The organism is Oerskovia sp. 140933 (assembly GCF_059651515.1).
Genome location: NZ_JAMXIO010000022.1, coordinates 44,566 through 64,708, shown reverse-complemented (window position 1 = coordinate 64,708; position 20,143 = coordinate 44,566). Strand labels below are relative to the sequence as shown.

Below are 20,143 nucleotides of genomic sequence, written 5' to 3'. Positions count from 1 at the left end.
TTCCTCTCTCCCGACCGTGCACGGCCCCCACCGCCGACGACGCAGGGCGCCCTCGCTCGGAGGACGCCCTGCGTCGTCGTACGGCCGGCCACGCCCGCGGCAGCACCTGCTGCTGCGTGGTCGGGAGCTGCTGCTACTGCTTGGTCGAGAACGCCGCGTCGAACGCTGCGTCGGGCGCCTCGAACGCGTACTGCTTGACGAAGGCCAGGGCCTCGGGCGCCCCGACGAGACGGTCCATGCCCGCGTCCTCCCACTCGACCGAGATCGGACCGTCGTACCCGATGCTGTTGAGCATCCGGAAGGCGTCCTCCCAGGGCACGTCACCGTGGCCCGTCGAGATGAAGTCCCAGCCACGGCGCGGGTCGGCCCAGGCCAGGTGCGAGCCCAGCCGGCCGTTGCGGCCGTTGTGCATGCGCTTCTTCGTGTCCTTGCAGTCCACGTGGTAGATCCGGTCCTGGAAGTCCCACAGGAACCCCACCGGGTCGAGGTCCTGCCACACCATGTGGCTCGGGTCCCAGTTGAGCCCGAACGCCTTGCGGTGCCCGATCGCCTCGAGCGTGCGGACGGTGGTCCAGTAGTCGTACGCGATCTCGCTCGGGTGCACCTCGTGCGCGAAGCGGACCCCGACCTCGTCGAACACGTCGAGGATCGGGTTCCAGCGGTCCGCGAAGTCCTGGTAGCCGGCGTCGATCATGTCCTGCGACGCCGGCGGGAACATCGCCACGTACTTCCAGATCGACGAGCCCGTGAAGCCCACGACGGTCTTGACGCCCAGCCTCGCCGCCAGGCGCGCCGTGTTCTTCATCTCCTCGGCCGCCCGCTGCCGGACGCCCTCGGGGTCGCCGTCGCCCCACACGCGGTCCGAGAGGATGTCCCGGTGGCGCTGGTCGATCGGGTCGTCGCACACCGCCTGCCCCTTGAGGTGGTTCGAGATCGCGTGGACCTGGAGGTCGTACTTGGCCAGCAGGTCGAGCCTGCCCTGCACGTACTCGTCGTCGTCCCAGCGCCACGGGTCGAGGTGGTCGCCCCAGCAGGCGATCTCCAACCCGTCGTAGCCCCACTCCGAGGCGAGCCGGGCCACCTCCTCGAAGGGCAGGTCTGCCCACTGGCCGGTGAACAGGGTGATGGGTCGTGCCATGTCGATGTCTCCTTCGTTCCGACACCCGTTCGGGGGTCTTGGTCGTGCTCCGGTGAGTCCGGGGTGGTCTCGGGCGGGGCGTCGTCAGGCCCGCGTCGCGGTCGACGCCCGACGGCGCACCGCGACCACGGCGACCACGCCGACGAGCAGGACCGCGCCGCCCACGACGAGCGCCGCCGTCGGGATCCCCGACCCCTCGTCGCCCGCCGCCGCGGCCGAGGTGCCCTCGGCGTCGGCCGCGCCTGCGTCGGCGCCGTCGGCCGTGCCCGCCTCAGGAGCAGGCGCCGCAGGTGGCGGGACCACGTCGATCTGCGAGGTCGCGGTCGTGGCGACCGGGGTGGTCGTCGTCGCGGTCACGGTCCAGTGGCCGTCGCTCAGGACGTCCGGGGCCGAGGTGTACCACCCCACGCCCTCGGAGGCCGAGGACAGCTGGAGCGGACCGACCTCCGTCCCCTGGTCGGAGACCGCGGTGACCATGACGTCGACGATCTCCTCGACCGGGTGCCCGTCCGTCTTGTACGTCACGTTGACCGAGATCCCGCCGGCGCCGTCGCCGCCGATCGACAGGATGATGTCGCCGCCGTGCGCACCCGCGGGGGCCGCGCCCAGCATCGTCGCGAGCAGCGCGCCGAACAGCGCGACCAGGGCCGCGAGACGTCGCCGGGCTCGGACCGTCGTGCCGGGACGCGAACGGGGGCGTGGGTCGCGCGCCCGGTCGGTGTGCCGGTTCGCCTGCTGAGTCATGTCGCTCATCACCTCGTCGTGAAGGAAGGGTCGTACGTCGGGCTGCGCGGCCCGGTGGGCCGAACGGTACTGCTGGTCGTGCGCCGCGCCACCCCAGGCCGCGCGGGTCGTGCCTCGGCCACGTCCACGGGGCGCCACCGGACGCCCCGCACCCTCCGTGTCCCGGAAGGTGGCTCCCGGCGCCAGCCGGAGCACCGGGATTCCGGCGCCGGGAGCCGGCGCCCCCCGTCGTGGCGGGGCGCCAGGTGTGCGCGCGGCCTTCGGCCGTGCTGACGGGGTCCCGGCCGAAGGGCCCCCGTCAGCACACGTCGGCCGATGCTCCACGGCACACCGGTCGTCGCCCGTGCGGCCGCAGGGTCACCGCGGCCGCACGGGGGCCGGTCAGCCGCAGCTCGCCGCGGCGTGCTCGACCGTGTAGGTGGTGGACCTCCCCTCGGCGTCCGTCGCCGTGACCGTGACCTGCCCGGCGTCGACCGACGCCGCACGGGTCGCGAACGACTGGTGGGCAGACTTGCCCGCCGCGACGCCCGTGAAGGTCTTGGAGCCGTAGGCCGAGCGGAGCACGACCGTGACCGGGCCGTCACCCGTGTTCACGGCCGTGACCGCGAGCGCCACGCGGTTCGCGACGCACTTGGGGACCGCGGTGACCGTCACGGGGACGGACTCGCCCGCGGGCACGTCGACGGACTGCGCCGTGACGTTCCCTGCCACGTCCGTGGCCCGGTAGGAGAACGACACCGCGTCGTCCCCGACCGCGACCGGGCCCTCGTACACGGCCCACGTCGTCCCGTCGAGCGAGTACTCGACCGAGGCGACACCCGAGACGTCGTCCGTCGCGACGACCTCGACCGTGCGGTCCTCGCGCAGCGTCGCCGCGACGCTCGGGCCGTCACCGTCGATCTTGAGCACCACGTCGGCGCCGCTCGCGCTCTCGGTGCCGGCCGAGGCCCGCACCTTGACCACGTGCTCACCGGGCGCAGCCACGACCACGGGGGTCGTGTACTCGGCCCACGCGCCGCCGTCGAGCTGGTACTCGCGGTAGACCTGCTGGCCCGCGGCGCCACCCGTGGTGGCGACCGTGACCGTGACCGGCCCGGTCCACCAGCCGTCCGCGCCCGACGGCGAGGCCGGGTCGAGCGACCCGCTCACCGTGAGCGGCGCGGCCGCCGGGACGACCCGGAAGTGGTCGAACGTCGCGGTCGCGGACGCCTGCTGGCTCGCGCCGAGGGCGTACAGGCCGACCTTGGCGTCCGCCAGGCCCGGGTTGGTCACCTTCTCGGCGATCTCCGTCCACGTGACGCCGTCGGCGCTGTACGAGCCGGTGAAGGTCGTGCCCGCCTTGGCCAGGCGCAGCCACCACACGCCCTGCGTCAGGTCGTTGACGTTGGGCTGCGGGTTGAGGACGGTCGCCCCGGCCTCGCTGCGCAGCTCCAGGCCACGGTCGACCGCCGCGCCCGGCTGGTTCTTCGTGATGAAGTCCAGCTTGACGTAGTTGTCGTCGTCGCCGTAGAGGATCAGACCACCCTGCTGGTACTGCTGGTTGAACGTCGAGCCGTCGACCTTCGTCTCGACGGTCCAGTCACCAGCGGGCTGGTCCTGCAGGACGATGTTCGGCACGTCGGTGTTGCCCGTGCCGTAGATGTCCGTCGGCGTGGTGTCGATCTCGAGCTTGCCGCCCGCGACCCGCAGGCCCGACGCGTCGGGACGGACCACGGTGCTCCAGCGGCAGCCGTCGAGCGACGTCCCCTCGAACTCGTCGTCCGGCCCGGCCGCGGTGGCCGTGTCGTCCGGCGTGATGTGGAACCAGTCGAACTTCGCGTCGACCACGTCCGGCACCGAGCCGTCGTTGGCGAGCGCGACGAGCCCGATCTTCGGGTTCACGAGCCCGTGGAGCGACTTGGTCTCCGCCATGGCCGTGAAGTCCAGGCCGTCCGCCGAGTAGTACGCGCGCAGGTTCGACCCGTCGCTCGTGTACCGCACGTAGAACGTGTCGGGGAACGCGGCCCCCAGGTTCGCCGTGTTGGACGCGGCCACCTCGTTCGGCGTGCCGTTCTCCTCACGGATGAACTGGAAGATGCGCTGGCTCGCGTCCGGCGTGGCCGAGCGGCCCTGGATCACCATCTTGGCGTAGTTGTCGCCGTCGCCCCACAGGAGCAGACCGGCCTGCTGGTACTGGGCGCGCGCCGGGAAGGTGACCTTGGTGGTCGCCGTCCACGGGCCCGACGGGAGGTCCTGCAGGACGATGTTGGACACCGGTCCCTCTCCCTGACCGTAGAAGTCCGCCTTGCTCGCCGGGACCACGAGGTGACCGTCGGCGACCGCGAGCTTCTGGTCACGACGGATGATCGTGGACCAGCGGTCCTCGTCCACCGCGGTGCCCGTGAAGTCGTCCGAGCGGCTCGAGAAGCACATGACCGGACCGGACTCGTTGACCTTGATGCTCACGTACTTGACCGTGTAGGCACCTCCGGCGTCGGTCACGCGGACCTGCAGCCGGTAGGTGCCCGCCGAGGTGTACGTGTGCGAGAACTCCGGGCCGCCGTCGACGAACCCGCCGCCCAGACCGTCGTCCCACGCGTAGACGAGGTCGGAGGCCTCGCCGTCGGGGTCGGAGCCGGTCGCGGTCGCGGTGACCTCGAGCGGGACCGTCCCGGACACCGGCGTCACGTCGAGCTCGACGTCAGGACGGACGTTGTCCGTGACACCGCGGCCGTCGATGTCCATCCAGTTGACGTTGATGCCGCCCGAGAGCAGGACGAAGTAGAGCGTCCCGCTGCCTTCCGGCACGTTCGTGAGCGGCGTCGAGACGTCGCGGTAGACCTGCCAGTCCCCCGTGTTCGGCACGGTGATCCGGCCGATCTCAGGACCCGTCGCCGAGTCCCAGCGCAGCGAGACCACGCCGCCCGCGTTGGGCGAGGCGACGCGCAGGCTGATGGCCTCGACGTTCGCCAGGCTCACGGGCTCGTGCGCCCACCAGTCGCCGGGCTCGATGTAGCCCAGGTTCTGACCGCCGCCCGCGGAGTCCGACGTGGTCTCCTTCTGGACGCCCGGGGTTCCGCCGGTCCCGATCGAGGTCTCACGACCCGTCGAGGTGTAGAACTCCGACTGGACGCGCTTGGGCTGGAGCACCTGGAGGGCGTTGCCCGTCAGGGGCACGCCGGCCTCGCCGCCGTCGTCGGTGTACGAGCCCTCGATGACCCAGAAGATGTTCGACTCGATGCCGTGCCCCTCGTCGCGAGCGGTCTGGAGGACCCCCTCGCAGCCGTACAGCTCCTCCATGGGGTGGGCGTGCGAGTCGTGGCCGAGCGAGGTGCGCAGCGCGACCGCCGAGCAGTCGACGTCTCCGTCGGGGTCGTCGACCGTGATCCGGTAGCGGACCTGGTCGCCCCACTCGAAGAACCCGCCGTTGTCCGGGAACTCGATCTTCACCGTGGGCGCCTGGTTGCCCACGACCACGGTGACGTTGGCGACGGCGACCTTGCCGTTGCTGTCGGTCACGGTGAGCTGGGCCGTGTAGGAGCCGTTCGCGGCGTAGGTGTGGGTCGGGTTCGCCTCGGTCGAGGGCGCGGAGCCGTCGCCGAACGTCCACTGGAGCGCGATCGGCTCGCCGGCCGGGTGCCGCGTGCCCTCCGACGAGAACTGGACCGTCAGGGGTGCCGCGCCGCTCGTCACGTCCGCGCGGGCGTGGGCGATCGGCGACGGGTCGCCCTGGACGTAGTTGACCTTGTAGACCGCGCTCGAGTCGTTGTTGCCCCCGAAGCCCGAGCCCCAGTCGATCACGTACAGCGCGCCGTCGGGACCGAAGTCGAAGTCCATGGGGCGGTCGAACCCGTTGGACGGGTCCAGCACGCCCGGCATGATCCGGTTGATGTCGACGATCTGGTCACGCTTGTCGCCGTCGAGCTGGATCGAGAACATCGTGCCGTGGTTCCACTCGCCGAACAGCGCCTTGCCGTCCCAGTACGCGGGCCACTTCACGTCGGAGTCGAGCTCGGGGTCGAACTCGTAGACGGGGCCGCCCATGGGCGCACCGCCGCCGCCGATCTCGGGGAACTGCGGGTTCGCCGCGCCGGTGTACCAGATCTCGGCGGCCGTGGCGGCCGGGAGGTCCTGGATGCCCGTGTTGTTCGGCGAGTCGTTGGTCGTGCCCGCCGCGCAGTCGAACGACGCACCGGACTGGCCGGTCGCGAAGTTGAAGTCGACGTAGGACGTGTTGGCGCCCGTGCAGTACGGCCAGCCGTAGAAGCCCGGCTCGCTCACGACGTTCCACTCGACCGCGCCGCGGGGACCGCGAGCGGGGTCTGCCGCGCCCGAGTCAGGGCCGTAGTCGCCGACCAGGACGTTCCCGGTCGCGTTGTCGATCCCGATCCGGAACGGGTTGCGGAAGCCCATGGCGTAGATCTCGGGCCGCGTCCTGTCCGTGCCCGGGGCGAACATGTTGCCCGCGGGGATCGAGTACGTGCCGTCGTCCTCGGGCGTGATGCGCAGGACCTTGCCGCGCAGGTCGTTCGAGTTCGCCGAGGAGCCCTGGGCGTCGAAGTTCTTGCGCCCGGGACGCTCGTCGGTCGGCGTGAAGCCACCGGACTCGAACGGGTTGGTGTTGTCACCCGTCGCGAGGATCAGGTTGCCGTCCTCGTCGAAGATCATGTCCCCGCCCGCGTGGCAGCACGTGTCGCGCTGCGTGGTCACGGTCAGGAGCTTCTTCTCGCTCGCCGGGTCGAACGTCCTCGACGCGGTGTCGTAGGTGTAGCGCGAGATCCGGTTGTGCGGGCCGTCCGACCCGACGTTCGCGGGCGACCAGTAGGCGTAGAGCCAGCCGTTCGCGGCGAAGTCCGGGTCGAGCACGAGGCCCAGCAGGCCGTCCTCGTTGGCCTGCGTCACGTTGAGGGTCAGCGCCGTCGTCGTGACGTTGGCGTCGTGGTCGATGCGGCGGACGCGGCCGTCACGCTCGGCGTAGAACACCGTGCCGTCGGGGGCGACGTCGAGCATCATCGGGTTGCTCGTGTCCTCGTCGAGCGCGACGCGCTCGAAGCTCGCGCTCTGCGTCGCGCTGCAGTCCGAGTCCACGACGCCCGCAGCCGTCTGGATGCCGCCCAGCAGGTGCTCCACGAAGCCCGGCTCGGTGTAGCTGGCCTGGGTGTGGCCGCCGCCGGTGTACCAGGACCGGCCGCCCTCGTACGCCTGGCACCACGCGATCGGGTGGTCGGATCCCATCCTGGAGCCGCCCGCGTCGTACGTCGTCTCGTCCAGGCTCGCGAGCACGTGGACGGTGTCGCGCGGGTTGGTCCGGAAGTTGTACCACTCGTCGTGCCGGTCCCAGCGGGACGGCAGGTGCGCGGTCGAGGGGTGGACCCCGTCCTCGACCTTGATCGTGGCGTCCTGGTTCTGCGGGTGCCCGGAGAAGTAGGCGCCCACGAGCGAGCCGTACCAGGGCCAGTCGTACTCGGTGTCGGACGCGGCGTGCACGCCCGCGTAGCCGCCGCCGTTCGCGATGTACCGCTCGAACGAGGCCTGCTGCTCACCGTTGAGCACGTCGCCGGTCGTCGAGAGCCAGATGACGACCTCGTACTGCGCGAGGTTCTCGTCGGTGAAGGCGGCCGCGTCCTCCGTGACGTCGACCGTGAAGCCGTTCTCGGTGCCGAGCCTCTCGATCGCCGCGATCCCGGCCGGGATGGCGTCGTGCCGGAACCCGGCGGTCTTGGAGAAGACCAGGGCGTCGAAGGGTTCCGCGGCGGCAGCCGCCGCGGCCGACGTCGTGGCGGACTGGTTGGAGCTGGGGACGGCGCCGGGTGCGGCGGCGAAGGCCGCCGCCCCGGTCGCCATGGACAGTGGGAGGGCCACCGCGGTAGCGGCGACGGCCGCGACCGTGCGCAACGCTGCGCGCGGTGCTCTCCAGAGCACGTTTCTCACCAAGGACTCCTTGTGATGTCGGGACATGCTGCGCTCCGGGGTGACGACGGCATCGGCCGTGAACCGTCGTCACCGATGGCGGACCAGCTCCGCCGGGCATCGTGCGCCACGCGTGGCGCGGCTCCCCGCCGCGGGCGGGGACGAGGGCCTCCCTTCTAGATCTGCTGCCAGTCGCCGTCGGACGCGGCGCTGCGCTCGACGGCGTGAAGGATCCGCTGGACGGCCAGGCCGTCGGCGAAGGACGGGGTGGGCTGGACGCCGGCCGCCAGGTCGCGCACGAGGTCCACGGCCTGGTGCGTGAACGCGTGCTCGTACCCGAGGCCGTGGCCCGCGGGCCACCAGTTCGCGATGTACGCGTGCTGGGGCTCGGTCACGACGATCCGCCGGAAGCCCGCGACCTGCGGGTCGTCCGAGGCGTCGAAGAAGTGCAGGACGTTCATGTCCTCGAAGTCGAACGCGACCGACCCGCGCGAGCCGTTGATCTCGAGGCGGATCGCGTTCTTGCGGCCGTAGGCGAAGCGGGTCGCCTCGAAGACACCCAGCCCGCCGCCGGCGAGCCGCGCGAGGAAGACCGCGGCGTCGTCGACCGTGACCGGTCCCCGCTCTGTCCCGGCCGTGCCGGACAGGCCCGAGAAGCCGGTCGCGACCGGCCGCTCGGAGACGAACGTCTCCAGGACGCCCGCGACCCCCGTGATCGCCTCGCCCGTGACGAACTGGGCGAGGTCGACGATGTGCGCCCCGATGTCGCCGAGCGCGCCCGAGCCCGCCTTGGACTTGTCGAGCCGCCACGACAGGGGCACGTCCTCGTCCGCGATCCAGTCCTGGAGGTACTGGGCGCGCACGTGGCGGATCGTGCCGATCCGCCCGTCCGCGACGAGCTGTCGCGCGAGCTGGACCGCGGGGACCCGCCGGTAGGTGAAGCCCACCGAGGCGAGCACCCCGCGCTGCGCGGCCGCGTCGGCCGCGGCGACCATGAGCTCGGCCTCCTCGACGGTGTTGGCCAACGGCTTCTCGCACAGCACGTGCTTGCCCGCCTCGAGCGCGGCGATCGCGATCTCCGCGTGCGTGTCGCCCGGGGTGCAGACGTCGACCAGGTCGACGTCGTCGCGCGCCACGAGCTTGCGCCAGTCCGTCTCGACGTCGCGCCAACCGAGCCGGCTCGCGGCCGCGGTCACCGCGTCCGCGTCCCGGCCCGCCAGCACGCGCATCTCGGGCGCGAGCGGCAGGTCGAAGAACCGCGGCGCCGTGCGCCATCCCTGCGAGTGGGCAGCCCCCATGAACGAGTACCCGACCATGCCGATCCCGAGGGTCGGGTGACCGTCTTGCGCCATCTCAGGCACTTCCTTTCGTGGTGGACGTCGCGGGCGGGTCGGTGGGAGAGGTGTCCGCCGGGCCGTGGCCCGGGGCTCCCGCCGGGCCGTGGCCCGGGGCGACCGGCGTGCGGCCGCCGGGGCGTCCGACCCGCCCGCGACGTCGAGGGAGCATGCTCAGGACTGGAAGGCCGAGGGCAGGTACTCGTCGACGTTGTCCTTGGTCACGACGGGCGCGTAGAGCTGCACCTGACGCGGGACCCCCATCGATGCGAGGTCGCTCATCGACTTGCCCTGCACCGCGAGGCGGGCGAGCTTGACGCCGTCGGCGGCCTGCGTGGACGGGTAGACGACCGTGGCCTGCAGGACCGTGTCGCCCGCCTTGATGTCCTCCATGACGTCCTTCGAGCCGGCGCCGCCGACCATGAAGAACTCGTCGCGCCCGGCCGCGTCGATCGCGGAGAGGACGCCGATGCCCTGGTCGTCGTCGTGGTTCCAGATCGCGTCGATCTTGGGGGCTGCCTGCAGGAGGTTCGAGGCGGCCTGCTCGCCGCCCTGGACCGTGAAGTCGGCGGCCACGCGGTTGCTGACCTCGAGCCCGCAGCCCTCGAGGGCGTCGGCGAAGCCCTTGCTGCGGTCCTGGGTCAGGGGCAGCGAGTCGATGCCGGCGATCTCGGCGACGACCGCCTCCTTGTTGTCCCCGAGCTGCTCGCAGATGTACGTGCCGGCGCTCACGCCCATGCCGTAGTTGTCGCCGAGCACGGTCGCGCGGGCCGCGAAGGGGCTCGAGAACTCGCGGTCGACGTTGATGACCGTGATGCCGGCCTCCATGGCGTCGGTCGCGACCTCGGTGAGTGCGGCACCGTCGAACGGCAGGATGACGATCGCGTCGACGCCGTCGTTGATGAACGTCTCGATCTGGCTGATCTGGAGGTTGACGTCGTTGGTGCCCTCGGCGACCTTGAGGTCGACGTCGTCGTACTTGTCGGCCTCGGCCTGGGCGGCCTTGGTGATGGCGCCCATCCAGCCGTGGTCGGCGGCCGGGGCGGAGAAGCCGATCACGACCTTGTCGCCGGTCGCGTCGTTGTCGGACGACGCGACGGGGGCGGCCGCGGCGCCGCCGGTCTCCTCCGCCTCGGGGGTGTTCGAGGTGCAGGCCGAGGCGAACAGTGCGACCGAGGTGAGGGCGACGGTGGCGAGGGTCAGACGACGACGCACCGAGGTGCGGGTACGAGCGGACATGAGATCTCCCTTGATTCTGGTCCGGCTGGTGCGGGTTGGGTGTGCTGGTCGGGTGTGCTGGGCGTGCTGCGTCCGGTTCCCGCGAGCGGGTCCGGCAGGTGGAGGCGCGGTCGGGCGGTCTGACGCCGTGGCGTCAGTCGGACCTGCTGCGCGAGGCGAAGCGCTGCTGGAGGAGCACGGCGACCACGATGATCACGCCCTTCGCGACGTTCTGTGCCGAGCTCGACATGTTGTTCTGCGTGAAGACGTTGGTCAGCGTGGTGAAGATGAGGACACCGAGGACGGTGCCGACGATCGTCCCGCGGCCGCCGACGAGCAGGGTCCCGCCGACGACGACCGCCGCGATCACGTCGAGCTCGTAGAAGAGCCCGTTGGTCGAGGTGCCGGCCGTCGTGCGGGCGAGCATCATCACGGCGGCGATGCCGGCCGTGAGCCCGACGAGCCCGTAGAGGTACATGGTGTGGCGCTTGACCTTGATGCCCGCGAGCCGCGCCGCCTCGGGGTTGCCGCCGACCGCGACCGTGCGGCGGCCGAACGTCGTGCGGTTGAGGAGGAACCAGCCCGCGACGGCCACGACCGCGAACATCCACACGAGCACGGGGATGCCGATCAGGTCCGCACGGAAGAAGTCGAGGAACGCGTCGACCTCGGTCACGCGCTGCGTCTGCCGGTTGGAGATCATTTCCGCGAGGCCTCGGGCACCCACCATCATGGCGAGGGTCGCCATGAACGCGACGACCTTGCCGTAGGCGATGATGACCCCGTTGATCAGCCCGCACACCGTGCCGACCGCGAGCGCGACGCCGACCATGACGATCCAGTGGGTGTCGGCGGCCATGGTCTGGGTCGCGAGCGTGCTCGCCCAGACGGTCGCCAGCCCCATGACGGACCCGACGGACAGGTCGATCCCGCCGGCCGTGATGACGAAGGTCATCCCGATGCTCAGCACGCCGATCACGGCGGCCATGCGCAGGATCGTGAGGACGTTGTTGACGCTCGCGAAGTTCTCCCCCGCGGTCGCGTACCCGACGACGCACAGCACGACGAGCGCCAGGACGAGGCCGATGTTCCTACCCATCGATCCATTGAACAAATTGCGGCGCGATGCCCCGCCCCCGGTCGCTCCAGGGCTCGGGGCGTGCGCCGGCCCGTCCACGACGGCGGCGCGAGCCATCTCCTGCTCGCTCATGCGGCACTTCCTTCCATGACGAGGTCGAGCACGCCGTGCTCGTCGATCGAATCTGCTGGGCCTTCGTGCATGACGCGCCCCTCCGAGATCACGAGCACGCGGTCGGAGAGACCGAGCACCTCGTCGATCTCGCTCGAGACCACGAGCACGGCCGCGCCCGATGCCGCGAGGTCGCGGATCAGCGCGTAGATCTCGGCGCGAGCGCCGACGTCGACGCCTCGGGTGGGCTCGTCGAGCAGGAGGACGCGGCACCCGTGGACGAGCCAGCGCGCGAGGAGCGCCTTCTGCTGGTTGCCCCCGGACAGCGTCCGGGCGTTCCGCTCGACCCCGGCGGGCCGCAGGTCGAGCGCGTCCGACTGCTCCTTGGCCGCAGCCCGTTCCGCTCCCTCGTCGAGGAAGCCCGCCTTCGCGAAGCGTGCGAACGTCGAGAGCGTGATGTTGCGGTACACGGGCTCGTCGAGCAGCAGCCCCTGGCTCTTGCGCTCCTCGGGGCACAGCCCGATGCCCGCGGCGACCGCGGCGGCGACCGAGCCCGGTCGCAGCCGCTTGCCCGCGACCGAGACCGTCCCCTCGCTCGCACGGCGCGCCCCGTAGACGGTCTCGAGGATCTCGGACCGGCCGGAGCCGACGAGACCCGCGAACCCGAGCACCTCGCCCGCCCGCACCTCGAACGAGACGTCCGAGAACTCGCCCGTGAGCCCGAGGGCCTCGACCGCGAGCACGACCTCGGCCTCGTCGGGGATCGGCGCGCGGGCGGGGAAGACGTTCTCCACCGCCCGGCCCGTCATGAGCTTGATGAGCTCGGCCGTCGGGGTCTGCGCGACCGCGAGGTTCTGGGCGACCGTCCGGCCGTCCTTGAGCACCGTGATCCGGTCCCCGATCTGCCGGATCTCCTCGAGCCGGTGCGAGATGTAGACGATCGCGACCCCGCTCGCGGTGAGCTGACGGACCACGCGGAACAGGTTCTCGACCTCTTCGCTGTCGAGCACGGCCGACGGCTCGTCCATGACGATGACGCGCGCGTCGTGCGAGAGCGCGCGGGCCATCGAGACGATCTGCTTGCCGGCGGCCGACAGGTCGCCCACCTCGCGGTGCGGCGAGATCTCCGGGTGGCCGAGGCGCCGCATGAGCTCGCGGGTCTTCTTGGCCGCCGTCCGCCGGTTGGAGAACCCCGCGGTCGACAGCTCGTGGCCGAGGTAGATGTTCTCGGCCACCGTGAGGCCGTCGACGACGTCGAGCTCCTGGTACATCGTGGCGACCCCGAGCCTGAGCGCGGCCACGGGGTGCGGGATCGTGACGACCTCGCCGTCGATGAGGATCTGGCCCTCGTTGGGCTGGTGCGCACCGGCGAGCACCTTGATGAGGGTGGACTTGCCGGCGCCGTTCTGCCCGAGGAGGCAGTGGACCTCTCCGGGGAGGATGTCGAGATCGACGCCGTCGAGTGCTCGGGCGCCGGGGAACTGCTTGACGATGCCCCGCATCTGCAGGAGCGGCCGCATGGGCTGTGGGTCTGCGTTGACCATGTGGGAGAACGTAGCCGACCTTTTGACGAGCGTCAATCATAAGATTGGCAACTTCCGCTTCACAATCACGACCTGACCGACAAAAGTAGCCATGCGTGTCCGACCCGCCGACCGTCCGATCCCTCGACACGCAGGGAGCGACACGCTGGGCGAGCAGGTGAGGGACGGGGAGAGCAGGCCTCGAGGCGGGCGTTCCGCGCCTGGGCGGGCGCGGGACGAGCTCCGGCCTCCTTGCCGCAGCAAACCACACGCTAGGTCGGCTTCTGTCGATCGTCAAGCAAAAGCCGCCGCGCGCAGTACGCTAGACGGATTGTCACCACTGCGTAGCAACGAGAGGCTCCGTGATACATCGTGCCCACCGAGGAACTGCTGAAGTTCGCCCCTCGCCCGACCGGCGCCGGGGACATGTTCCAGCTGCTCCGGGACGGCCAACCCCGCACTCGGGCTGACCTCGCCGCGATCACGGGCCAGGCCCGGTCCACGATCGCTGCTCGCATCGACCTGCTGATGGCGTCGGGGCTGATCGCCCCCGCGGGCGAGGCGAGCTCGACCGGCGGCCGGCCTCCCGTGACCTTCGCCTTCAACCCGGGCGCACGCATCGTGCTCGCGGTCGACCTCGGCGCGACGCACGCCCGCCTCGCGGTGACCGACCTCGCGTCGAACATCCTCGCGGAGGTCGATGCCCCGCTGACCATCTCGGACGGACCGCAGGACGTCCTGGCCTGGGTCGCCGAGACGGGCGAGAAGCTCATCGCGACGACCGGGCGGGACCTCGACGACCTGGTGAGCGTCGGCGTCGGCCTGCCCGGGCCCGTCGAGCACTCGACCGGACGTCCCATCAACCCTCCGATCATGCCCGCGTGGGACGACGTCGACGTGCCCGCGATCCTCAGGAAGACGTTCGACGCCTCGGTCCTGGTCGACAACGACGTGAACATCATGGCCCTCGGGGAGCACCGCACCGCGTGGCCGGGCGTGAGCGACCTGCTGTTCGTCAAGGTGGCCACGGGCATCGGTGCGGGCGTCATCTCGGACGGCGAGCTCCGCCGCGGCGCCCAGGGCGCCGCCGGCGACATCGGGCACATCGCGGTGCCCAACGGGGCCGACACCCCGTGCCGCTGCGGCAACATCGGGTGCCTCGAGGCGATCGCGAGCGGGCAGGCCATCGCCGGAGCCCTCACCAGGGAGGGCCTGGACGCCGCGAACAGCGGCGACGTCGTCTCGCTCGTGCGCGGCGGGGACCTCATGGCGAGCCATGCCGTGCGCCAGGCGGGCCGCGACATCGGCGCGGTCCTGGCGGCGTGCGTGAGCCTGCTCAACCCGTCCATGATCGTGGTCGGCGGTGTCATCGCGGACGCGGGCGAGCACCTGATCGCGGGCATCCGCGAGATCGTCTACCAGCGGTCCCTGCCCCTGGCCACGCAGCACCTGCGCATCGTCACGTCCCAGGCCCGCAGCCAGGCCGGCGTGCTCGGTGCGAGCGCCATGGCGATCGATCACGTACTCTCTCCCGCAGCGATCGACGCCCTGATCGCGTGAGCGCCAACGGAGGACTGATGAGCGTGCCGGACCGTCGGGCCCTGATCGTCCGAGGAGGGTGGTCAGGCCACTCCCCCGAGGAGAGCACCGACCTCTTCGTCCCGTTCCTCGAGGAGTCGGGCTTCGACGTCGCCGTCGAGTCCTCGCTCGAGGTGTACGCGGACGCCGACTACATGGCCGGCGTGGACCTGGTCGTCCAGTCCTGGACCATGGGCGAGATCCTGCCCGACGAGCTGCGGGGACTGCGCCGGGCCGTGACGGACGGGACGGGCCTCGCGGGCTGGCACGGCGGGATCGTCGACTCCTACCGCATGGCCACCGACTACCTGCAGATGCTCGGTGGCCAGTTCGCCGCGCACCCGGGCGACCTGGTCGACCACACCGTGGACGTCGTGCCCGAGCACGCGCAGCACCCGATCGTCGCCGGCATCGGCCCGATCCGGCTCCGCTCCGAGCAGTACTGGGTGCTCGCCGACTCCCTCAACGAGGTCCTGGCCACCACCACGATCGTCCCGACCGCCGACTCGCCCTGGCGTTCGCCCGTGGTGTCCCCTGCGATCTGGACCCGCGGCTGGGGAGCGGGCAAGGTGTTCGTGTGCACTCCGGGCCACCAGCTCGCCGACCTGGAGACCCCCGGGCTGCGGGCAGTGATCGAGCGCGGCCTCCTCTGGGCGGCTCGCTGAGCCCGCCCGCGCCTGACGGGGCTGCGCCCCGGGAGCGGACGAACGGTCGCCGGCCCGCTGGGGCCGGCGACCGTTCGTCGTGCTGATCCGGGCGACCTACCAGGCGCGCGCGACCGCGGTGTGCACGTCGAGCAGCGGGCCGGTGCGCTCGCTCGGGCCACGCCCGAACCCGCACTCGGTCCCCACGCCGAAGCCGCGCCCCAGGACCTGGGTCGCGGCCGCGAGCCGACGCTGCGCGCCCTCGACACCGTCCTCGTGGTGCACGACCCCGAGGTACAGCTCGGTCGCCGGGTCGATCGTGAGCTCCGCGAGCGGCGCGACGTAGTCCACGTCGTCGCGCTCGATCGGCACGGGCAGGTGGAACCACGCGACCTCGCGCGTGACGGCCGCCGCGAGGCCGTTCGCGACGTCGACCAGGCGCCGCGTGTCCGCCGGCTCGACGAAGTGCTTCTCGGCGATGTCGCCGTAGCAGAGGTGGAAACCGAGCTCGACACCCTCGGGGACGGTGGACGCGACGCGCGCGGCGAGCTCGACGCAGCCGGCCACGACGGGGGCGGCGTCGGTCGATCCCTCGGGGGCGAACCAGGCGCGCGAGGGACCTGCACCCAGGTTCGCGCCCTCGATGAACGCGAACTCGCTCGCGAGGTCGAGCTGGATCGCGAGGTCGGCCGCGGGCACCGCGGCGACGATCGCCTCGATCTCGCGGACCATCGCGGCCTCGTAGGCCGGGTAGACGGCCGCGCGCAGCTCGGGCACGACGAACGCCATGACGGGGGCCAGCGGCGTGGGCAGGCAGACCTGGAAGCGCGTGGTCGCGGGGATCGCCCCCTCGGTGCGCAGGCGTGCGAAGTCCGCGTACGACGCCGCCGCGGCGGCGGCGTAGCCCAGCTCGCCGAAGACCAGCTCGTCGGCAGGGACGGAGCCGTCGAGGACGTGCGGGCGCGCGTCGAAGCCCGCGACGGGGATGGGGGCGATCGGGACGCGCACGAGCCCGGCGACGGCCTCGAAGTACTGCCCCTGGAACATGATCCAGTGGAACCGCTCGCCCACCTCTCCGTCGGGGATGCGCTTGAGGTGGGTGCCTGCGTGCGCCGCGACCGTGCGGAACGTGTCCTCGGCCGTGGGGAGGTTGACGGAGCCGACGAGATGGGCGCCGCGCACCTGGGCTGCTGCGGAGGATGCGGGGGCGTGCGTGGCGGGCTGGGGCGCCTGGTTCACCTGGGTCATGGCCGTCATCGTAGACGCGGGTACCACTTCGCTGGTCGGGCTGCCCATCCCTCGGCCGACGACCTGTGGCACCATCTCGCGGATGACCTCACCGACGCACTTCACGGGCCTGCTCGCCTACCCGATCACGCCCCTCGGGCCCACGGGGGCGCCCGCGCCGGACGTGCTGGCCCGCCTCGTGGCGGACGCGGTGCGCGCGGGGTCGACGGCGTCACGGTCCTCGCCTCGTCGGGTGCGGGCACGTCGTTCTCGTCCGAGGAGCGCGCCACCGTGGTGGCCGCCGCCGTGGGCGCGGCACGTGATGCCGGACCGGGACCGTCCGGGCGGCGGGTCCCGGTGCACGTCGCCGTCGCGGCTCCCTCGACCGCCGACGTGGTGCGGAACGCGGTCGCCGCACAGGCCGGCGGCGCGGACGGCCTGGTCCTGACGCCCTTCTCCTACGTCCCGCTCGTCGACGACGAGGTCGTGGCCCTGTTCGAGGCCGTGGCGGCCGAGACCGACCTGCCCGTGTGCTTCTACAACCGGCCCGCCCAGAGCGGGTACGACGCGACGCCCCAGGTGCTGGCCCACCTGTCGAGGTCCGCACGGCTCCGGGGGCTCAAGGACCCGGCCGGGCGAGCGGGCGTGGGTGCACGCCTGGACGCCGTGCGGACGGCCGTCGGGAGCGAGCCGTTCGCCGTGGGCCTGAGCGGCGACCTCGCGATGATCGAGGGGGCGTTCACGGCCCTGCCCGCGAGCGACGCCTGGCACACGGGGGTCGCGGGGCTCGTGCCCGACGAGTACGCCGCGCTGCGGCGCGCGCACGTCGACCGGCGCCCGCTCGACGCCGTCGACGAGCGCTCGTGGCTCCTGGCGCTCGTCCGCGAGCTCGCCCTCCTGCGACCGGTCTCGGGCCTCCACGCGCTCGCCGGGCTGCTCGGCGTGCCCACCGCCCCGCCGCGGGGGCCGCTCCTCGCGACCCCACCCGAGCAGACCGTGGCGCTGAGGACCGTGCTCGCCCGGCGGCCGGCCGCGGCGCCGGGAGCCGCGACGTGGGGTCCCGCGCGGTAGAGGCCTCTCGTCGAGGGAGAGGGCTCCAGCCCGCTCCCTCGACGGGCCCTCGCGCCCGCGGGCCGTCAGTCGGCAGCCTGTCCCTGGTCACCGCCGTCGACGTCGCTGCCGGCACCACCGGACCCGTCGGGCTCCGGCGGCGCGTCCTCCTCGACGCCCGGCGCGTCGCCGACCGCTGAGGGGCCGCCGGCGAGGAGCGCCACGAAGCCTGCCTCGTCGAGGATCCGCAGGCCCAGGTCCCGGGCCTTGGTCTCCTTGGTGCCCGCGTTCTCCCCCACGACCACGTAGTCCGTCTTCTTGGACACCGAGCCCGACGACTTGCCTCCCGCCGCGAGGATCGCCTCCTTGGCGCCGTCCCGCGTGAACCCTTCGAGGCCCCCGGTGACCACGACCGTCAGCCCGCTGAGCGGGCCGGTCGTCTGCTCGACCTCGCCCGGTCCGGGGTGGCCAGGGATCGAGAACTGGACCCCGTCGCGCTGCCAGGTGTCGACGATCTCGACGTGCCAGTCCACCTCGAACCAGGCGAGGACCTGGTCGGCGATGATCGCGCCGACGCCCTCGACCGCGGCGAGCTCCTCGCGGCTCGCGGCCCGGATCGCGTCCAGCGAGCCGAACCACTCCGCGAGGGCACGCGCCGCGACGGGGCCGACGTGACGGATGTTGAGGCTCACGAGGATGCGCCACAGGTCCTTGGTCCGAGCGCGCCGCAGCTCGGAGACGAGGGTCTCCGCCGTGGTGGAGGGCCCGTACACCGGGACGTTCTTGACGACGCCCGCTGCGCGCCGTTCTGCGGTCGTCGAGTTCTCGTACCCGGGCGGATAGGTCTTGGCGACGACCTTCTGGAAGGGCCGGACGACCTTCGCGCTCATGACCGAGCCGTCGGACATCTCCACCTCACCCGACTCACCCACCCCTTCGAACGGGCGCGGCAGCCCGGTCTCGGGGTCACGGACGACGACGCGGATCGGGGCGAGCTGGTCGACGGTGAGCGAGAACAGCCCGGCCTCGGTCGGCAGCGGCGGCTCCGCGGGTTCGAGGGGCCGGGTCAGGGCCGCGGCCGTGACCTCGCCCAGCGCGTCGATGTCGAGCCCTCCGCGCGAACCGATGTGCTCGACGCGGCCCTGCACCTGCGCGGGGCACGAGCGCGTGTTGGTGCAGCGCAGGTCGACGTCGCCCTCCTTGAGGGGACGCAGCGGGTGCCCGCACACGGGGCAGTCGGCGGGCATCACGAACTCCGTACGGGGCACGCCGTCGTCCCGCAGCGCGACGACCGGACCGAGGATCTCGGGGATGACGTCGCCCGCCTTGCGCAGCACCACGACGTCGCCGATCAGCACGCCCTTGGCGCGCACGACGTCCTGGTTGTGCAGCGTGGCCTGGCGCACGGTGCTGCCCGCGACGAGGACCGGCTCCATGACGGCGTACGGAGTTGCCCGGCCGGTGCGCCCGACCCCGACCTGGATCGCGAGCAGGCGCGTGTTGACCTCCTCGGGCGGGTACTTGTACGCGATGGCCCAGCGTGGTGCGCGGCTCGTGGCCCCGAGGCGGCGCTGGAGCGCGAGCTCGTCGACCTTGACGACGATCCCGTCGAGCTCGTGCTCGATGTCGTGCCGGTGCTCGCCGTAGTACGCGATCATCTCCTGCACGCCCGCGAGCCCGTCCACGACCCGGTTGTGCGGGGACACCGGGATGCCCCACTGCTCGAACAGCGCGTACGCGTCCGACTGCCGCCCGAGCTCGGCGTGCTCGCCCTCCTGCCACTGCAGCGCCCCGACGCCGTGCGCGTACATGCGCAGGTTGCGGCTCGCCGTCACGGCCGGGTCCTTCTGCCGCAGCGACCCCGCGGCGGTGTTCCGCGGGTTGGCGTAGGGCGCCTGCCCGGCCGCGACGAGCGCCTCGTTGAGGGCCGCGAAGTCGTCGACCCCCAGGAAGACCTCGCCGCGGACCTCGATCACCGCGGGGTGCGTGGCCGGGTCGCCCGCGAGCTGCTGGGGGATGCTCGTGATGGTGCGGACGTTGGCCGTGACGTCCTCGCCCGTGCGCCCGTCGCCGCGCGTCGCGGCCCGCACGAGGCGGCCGCGCTCGTAGAGCAGCGCGATGGCCAGGCCGTCGATCTTGACCTCGCACAGGTACTCGACGGGGGCCTCGGGTGGGACGTCCAGGTCCCGGTGCACGCGCGCGGCCCAGGCCGCCAGGTCCTCCTCGGAGAACGCGTTGTCGAGCGAGAGCATGCGCTCGAGGTGCTCGACGGTCGCGAACCCCGTCGCAGCCCGTCCGCCGACGCGCTGCGTGGGCGACTCGGGGGTCTGCAGCGCGGGGTGCGCGGCCTCGAGCGCCTCGAGCTCGCGCATGCGTGCGTCGTACTCGGCGTCCGAGGACACGGGGGCGTCGGCCTCGTAGTAGGCCCGCTGGTCGGCCTCGACCTGCGCGACGAGCTCCGCCCAGCGACGCTGGGCGTCCGCCTCGTCGAGCGCGGGGGCGGCGTCGGGCACGACGCCGGACGCCTCGAGGTCGTCGGCGGGAGTCGTGGGGGGCGGCGGGGTGGCGTCGTTCACGTGCCCATTCTCGCCCGCGCCACCGACAACCGC

12 protein-coding genes are annotated in these 20,143 nt (G+C 72.1%); 3 read left to right on the top strand and 9 right to left on the bottom strand.

The genetic code is table 11. From position 1 onward, the window contains the following. Positions 1-133: 133 nt before the first annotated feature. From NHG27_RS12615 to NHG27_RS12585, 7 genes are all read right to left on the bottom strand, one after another. Positions 134-1,138 carry a sugar phosphate isomerase/epimerase family protein gene (locus NHG27_RS12615; RefSeq protein WP_497016522.1) on the bottom strand — a complete coding sequence of 335 codons (1,005 nt, stop codon included), beginning with the start codon at positions 1,136-1,138 and terminating at the stop codon, positions 134-136. 84 nt (positions 1,139-1,222) lie between these two features. Next, the gene (locus NHG27_RS12610) at positions 1,223-1,891 is read right to left on the bottom strand and encodes a hypothetical protein (protein ID WP_497016521.1); all 669 of its coding nucleotides are present in this window, start codon (positions 1,889-1,891) and stop codon (positions 1,223-1,225) included. Positions 1,892-2,263: 372 nt separating this feature from the next. Further along, entirely contained in the window at positions 2,264-7,792 is a 5,529-nt protein-coding gene (locus NHG27_RS12605) for a ThuA domain-containing protein (RefSeq protein WP_497016520.1), read from the bottom strand. Between the two features lie 155 nt (positions 7,793-7,947). After that, a complete protein-coding gene (locus NHG27_RS12600) occupies positions 7,948-9,123 on the bottom strand; it encodes a Gfo/Idh/MocA family protein (RefSeq protein ID WP_497016519.1) in 1,176 nt (391 codons plus the stop codon). A gap of 156 nt (positions 9,124-9,279) precedes the next feature. Further along, entirely contained in the window at positions 9,280-10,344 is a 1,065-nt protein-coding gene (locus NHG27_RS12595) for a substrate-binding domain-containing protein (protein ID WP_193721303.1), read from the bottom strand. Positions 10,345-10,477: 133 nt separating this feature from the next. After that, positions 10,478-11,533 carry an ABC transporter permease gene (locus NHG27_RS12590; protein WP_497016518.1) on the bottom strand — a complete coding sequence of 352 codons (1,056 nt, stop codon included), beginning with the start codon at positions 11,531-11,533 and terminating at the stop codon, positions 10,478-10,480. Continuing rightward, the gene (locus tag NHG27_RS12585) at positions 11,530-13,056 is read right to left on the bottom strand and encodes a sugar ABC transporter ATP-binding protein (protein ID WP_193721304.1); all 1,527 of its coding nucleotides are present in this window, start codon (positions 13,054-13,056) and stop codon (positions 11,530-11,532) included. The genes NHG27_RS12590 and NHG27_RS12585 overlap by 4 nt, the downstream gene beginning before the upstream one ends. A 405-nt stretch (positions 13,057-13,461) precedes the next feature. Here NHG27_RS12585 and NHG27_RS12580 point away from each other — a divergent pair, with 405 nt between their 5' ends. Then, positions 13,462-14,595, top strand: a complete 1,134-nt coding sequence (locus NHG27_RS12580) for an ROK family protein (RefSeq protein WP_193721310.1) — start codon at positions 13,462-13,464, stop codon at positions 14,593-14,595. A gap of 17 nt (positions 14,596-14,612) precedes the next feature. Next, positions 14,613-15,278 carry a ThuA domain-containing protein gene (locus NHG27_RS12575; protein ID WP_497016529.1) on the top strand — a complete coding sequence of 222 codons (666 nt, stop codon included), beginning with the start codon at positions 14,613-14,615 and terminating at the stop codon, positions 15,276-15,278. Positions 15,279-15,374: 96 nt separating this feature from the next. Here NHG27_RS12575 and NHG27_RS12570 read toward each other — a convergent pair whose 3' ends face one another. Next, positions 15,375-16,505, bottom strand: coding sequence for a uroporphyrinogen decarboxylase/cobalamine-independent methonine synthase family protein (locus NHG27_RS12570; RefSeq protein WP_497016517.1), 1,131 nt, complete (start codon positions 16,503-16,505; stop codon positions 15,375-15,377). On the opposite strand from NHG27_RS12570, the gene NHG27_RS12565 reads away from it, so the two are divergent. Next, the gene (locus tag NHG27_RS12565; protein ID WP_497016516.1) at positions 16,425-17,555 is read left to right on the top strand and encodes a dihydrodipicolinate synthase family protein; all 1,131 of its coding nucleotides are present in this window, start codon (positions 16,425-16,427) and stop codon (positions 17,553-17,555) included. The two genes, NHG27_RS12570 and NHG27_RS12565, sit on opposite strands and share 81 nt — an antisense overlap. A gap of 65 nt (positions 17,556-17,620) precedes the next feature. Here NHG27_RS12565 and ligA read toward each other — a convergent pair whose 3' ends face one another. Further along, on the bottom strand, positions 17,621-20,110 hold the full coding sequence (ligA, locus tag NHG27_RS12560; RefSeq protein ID WP_497016515.1) for an NAD-dependent DNA ligase LigA: 2,490 nt from the start codon (positions 20,108-20,110) through the stop codon (positions 17,621-17,623). Positions 20,111-20,143: the final 33 nt, after the last annotated feature.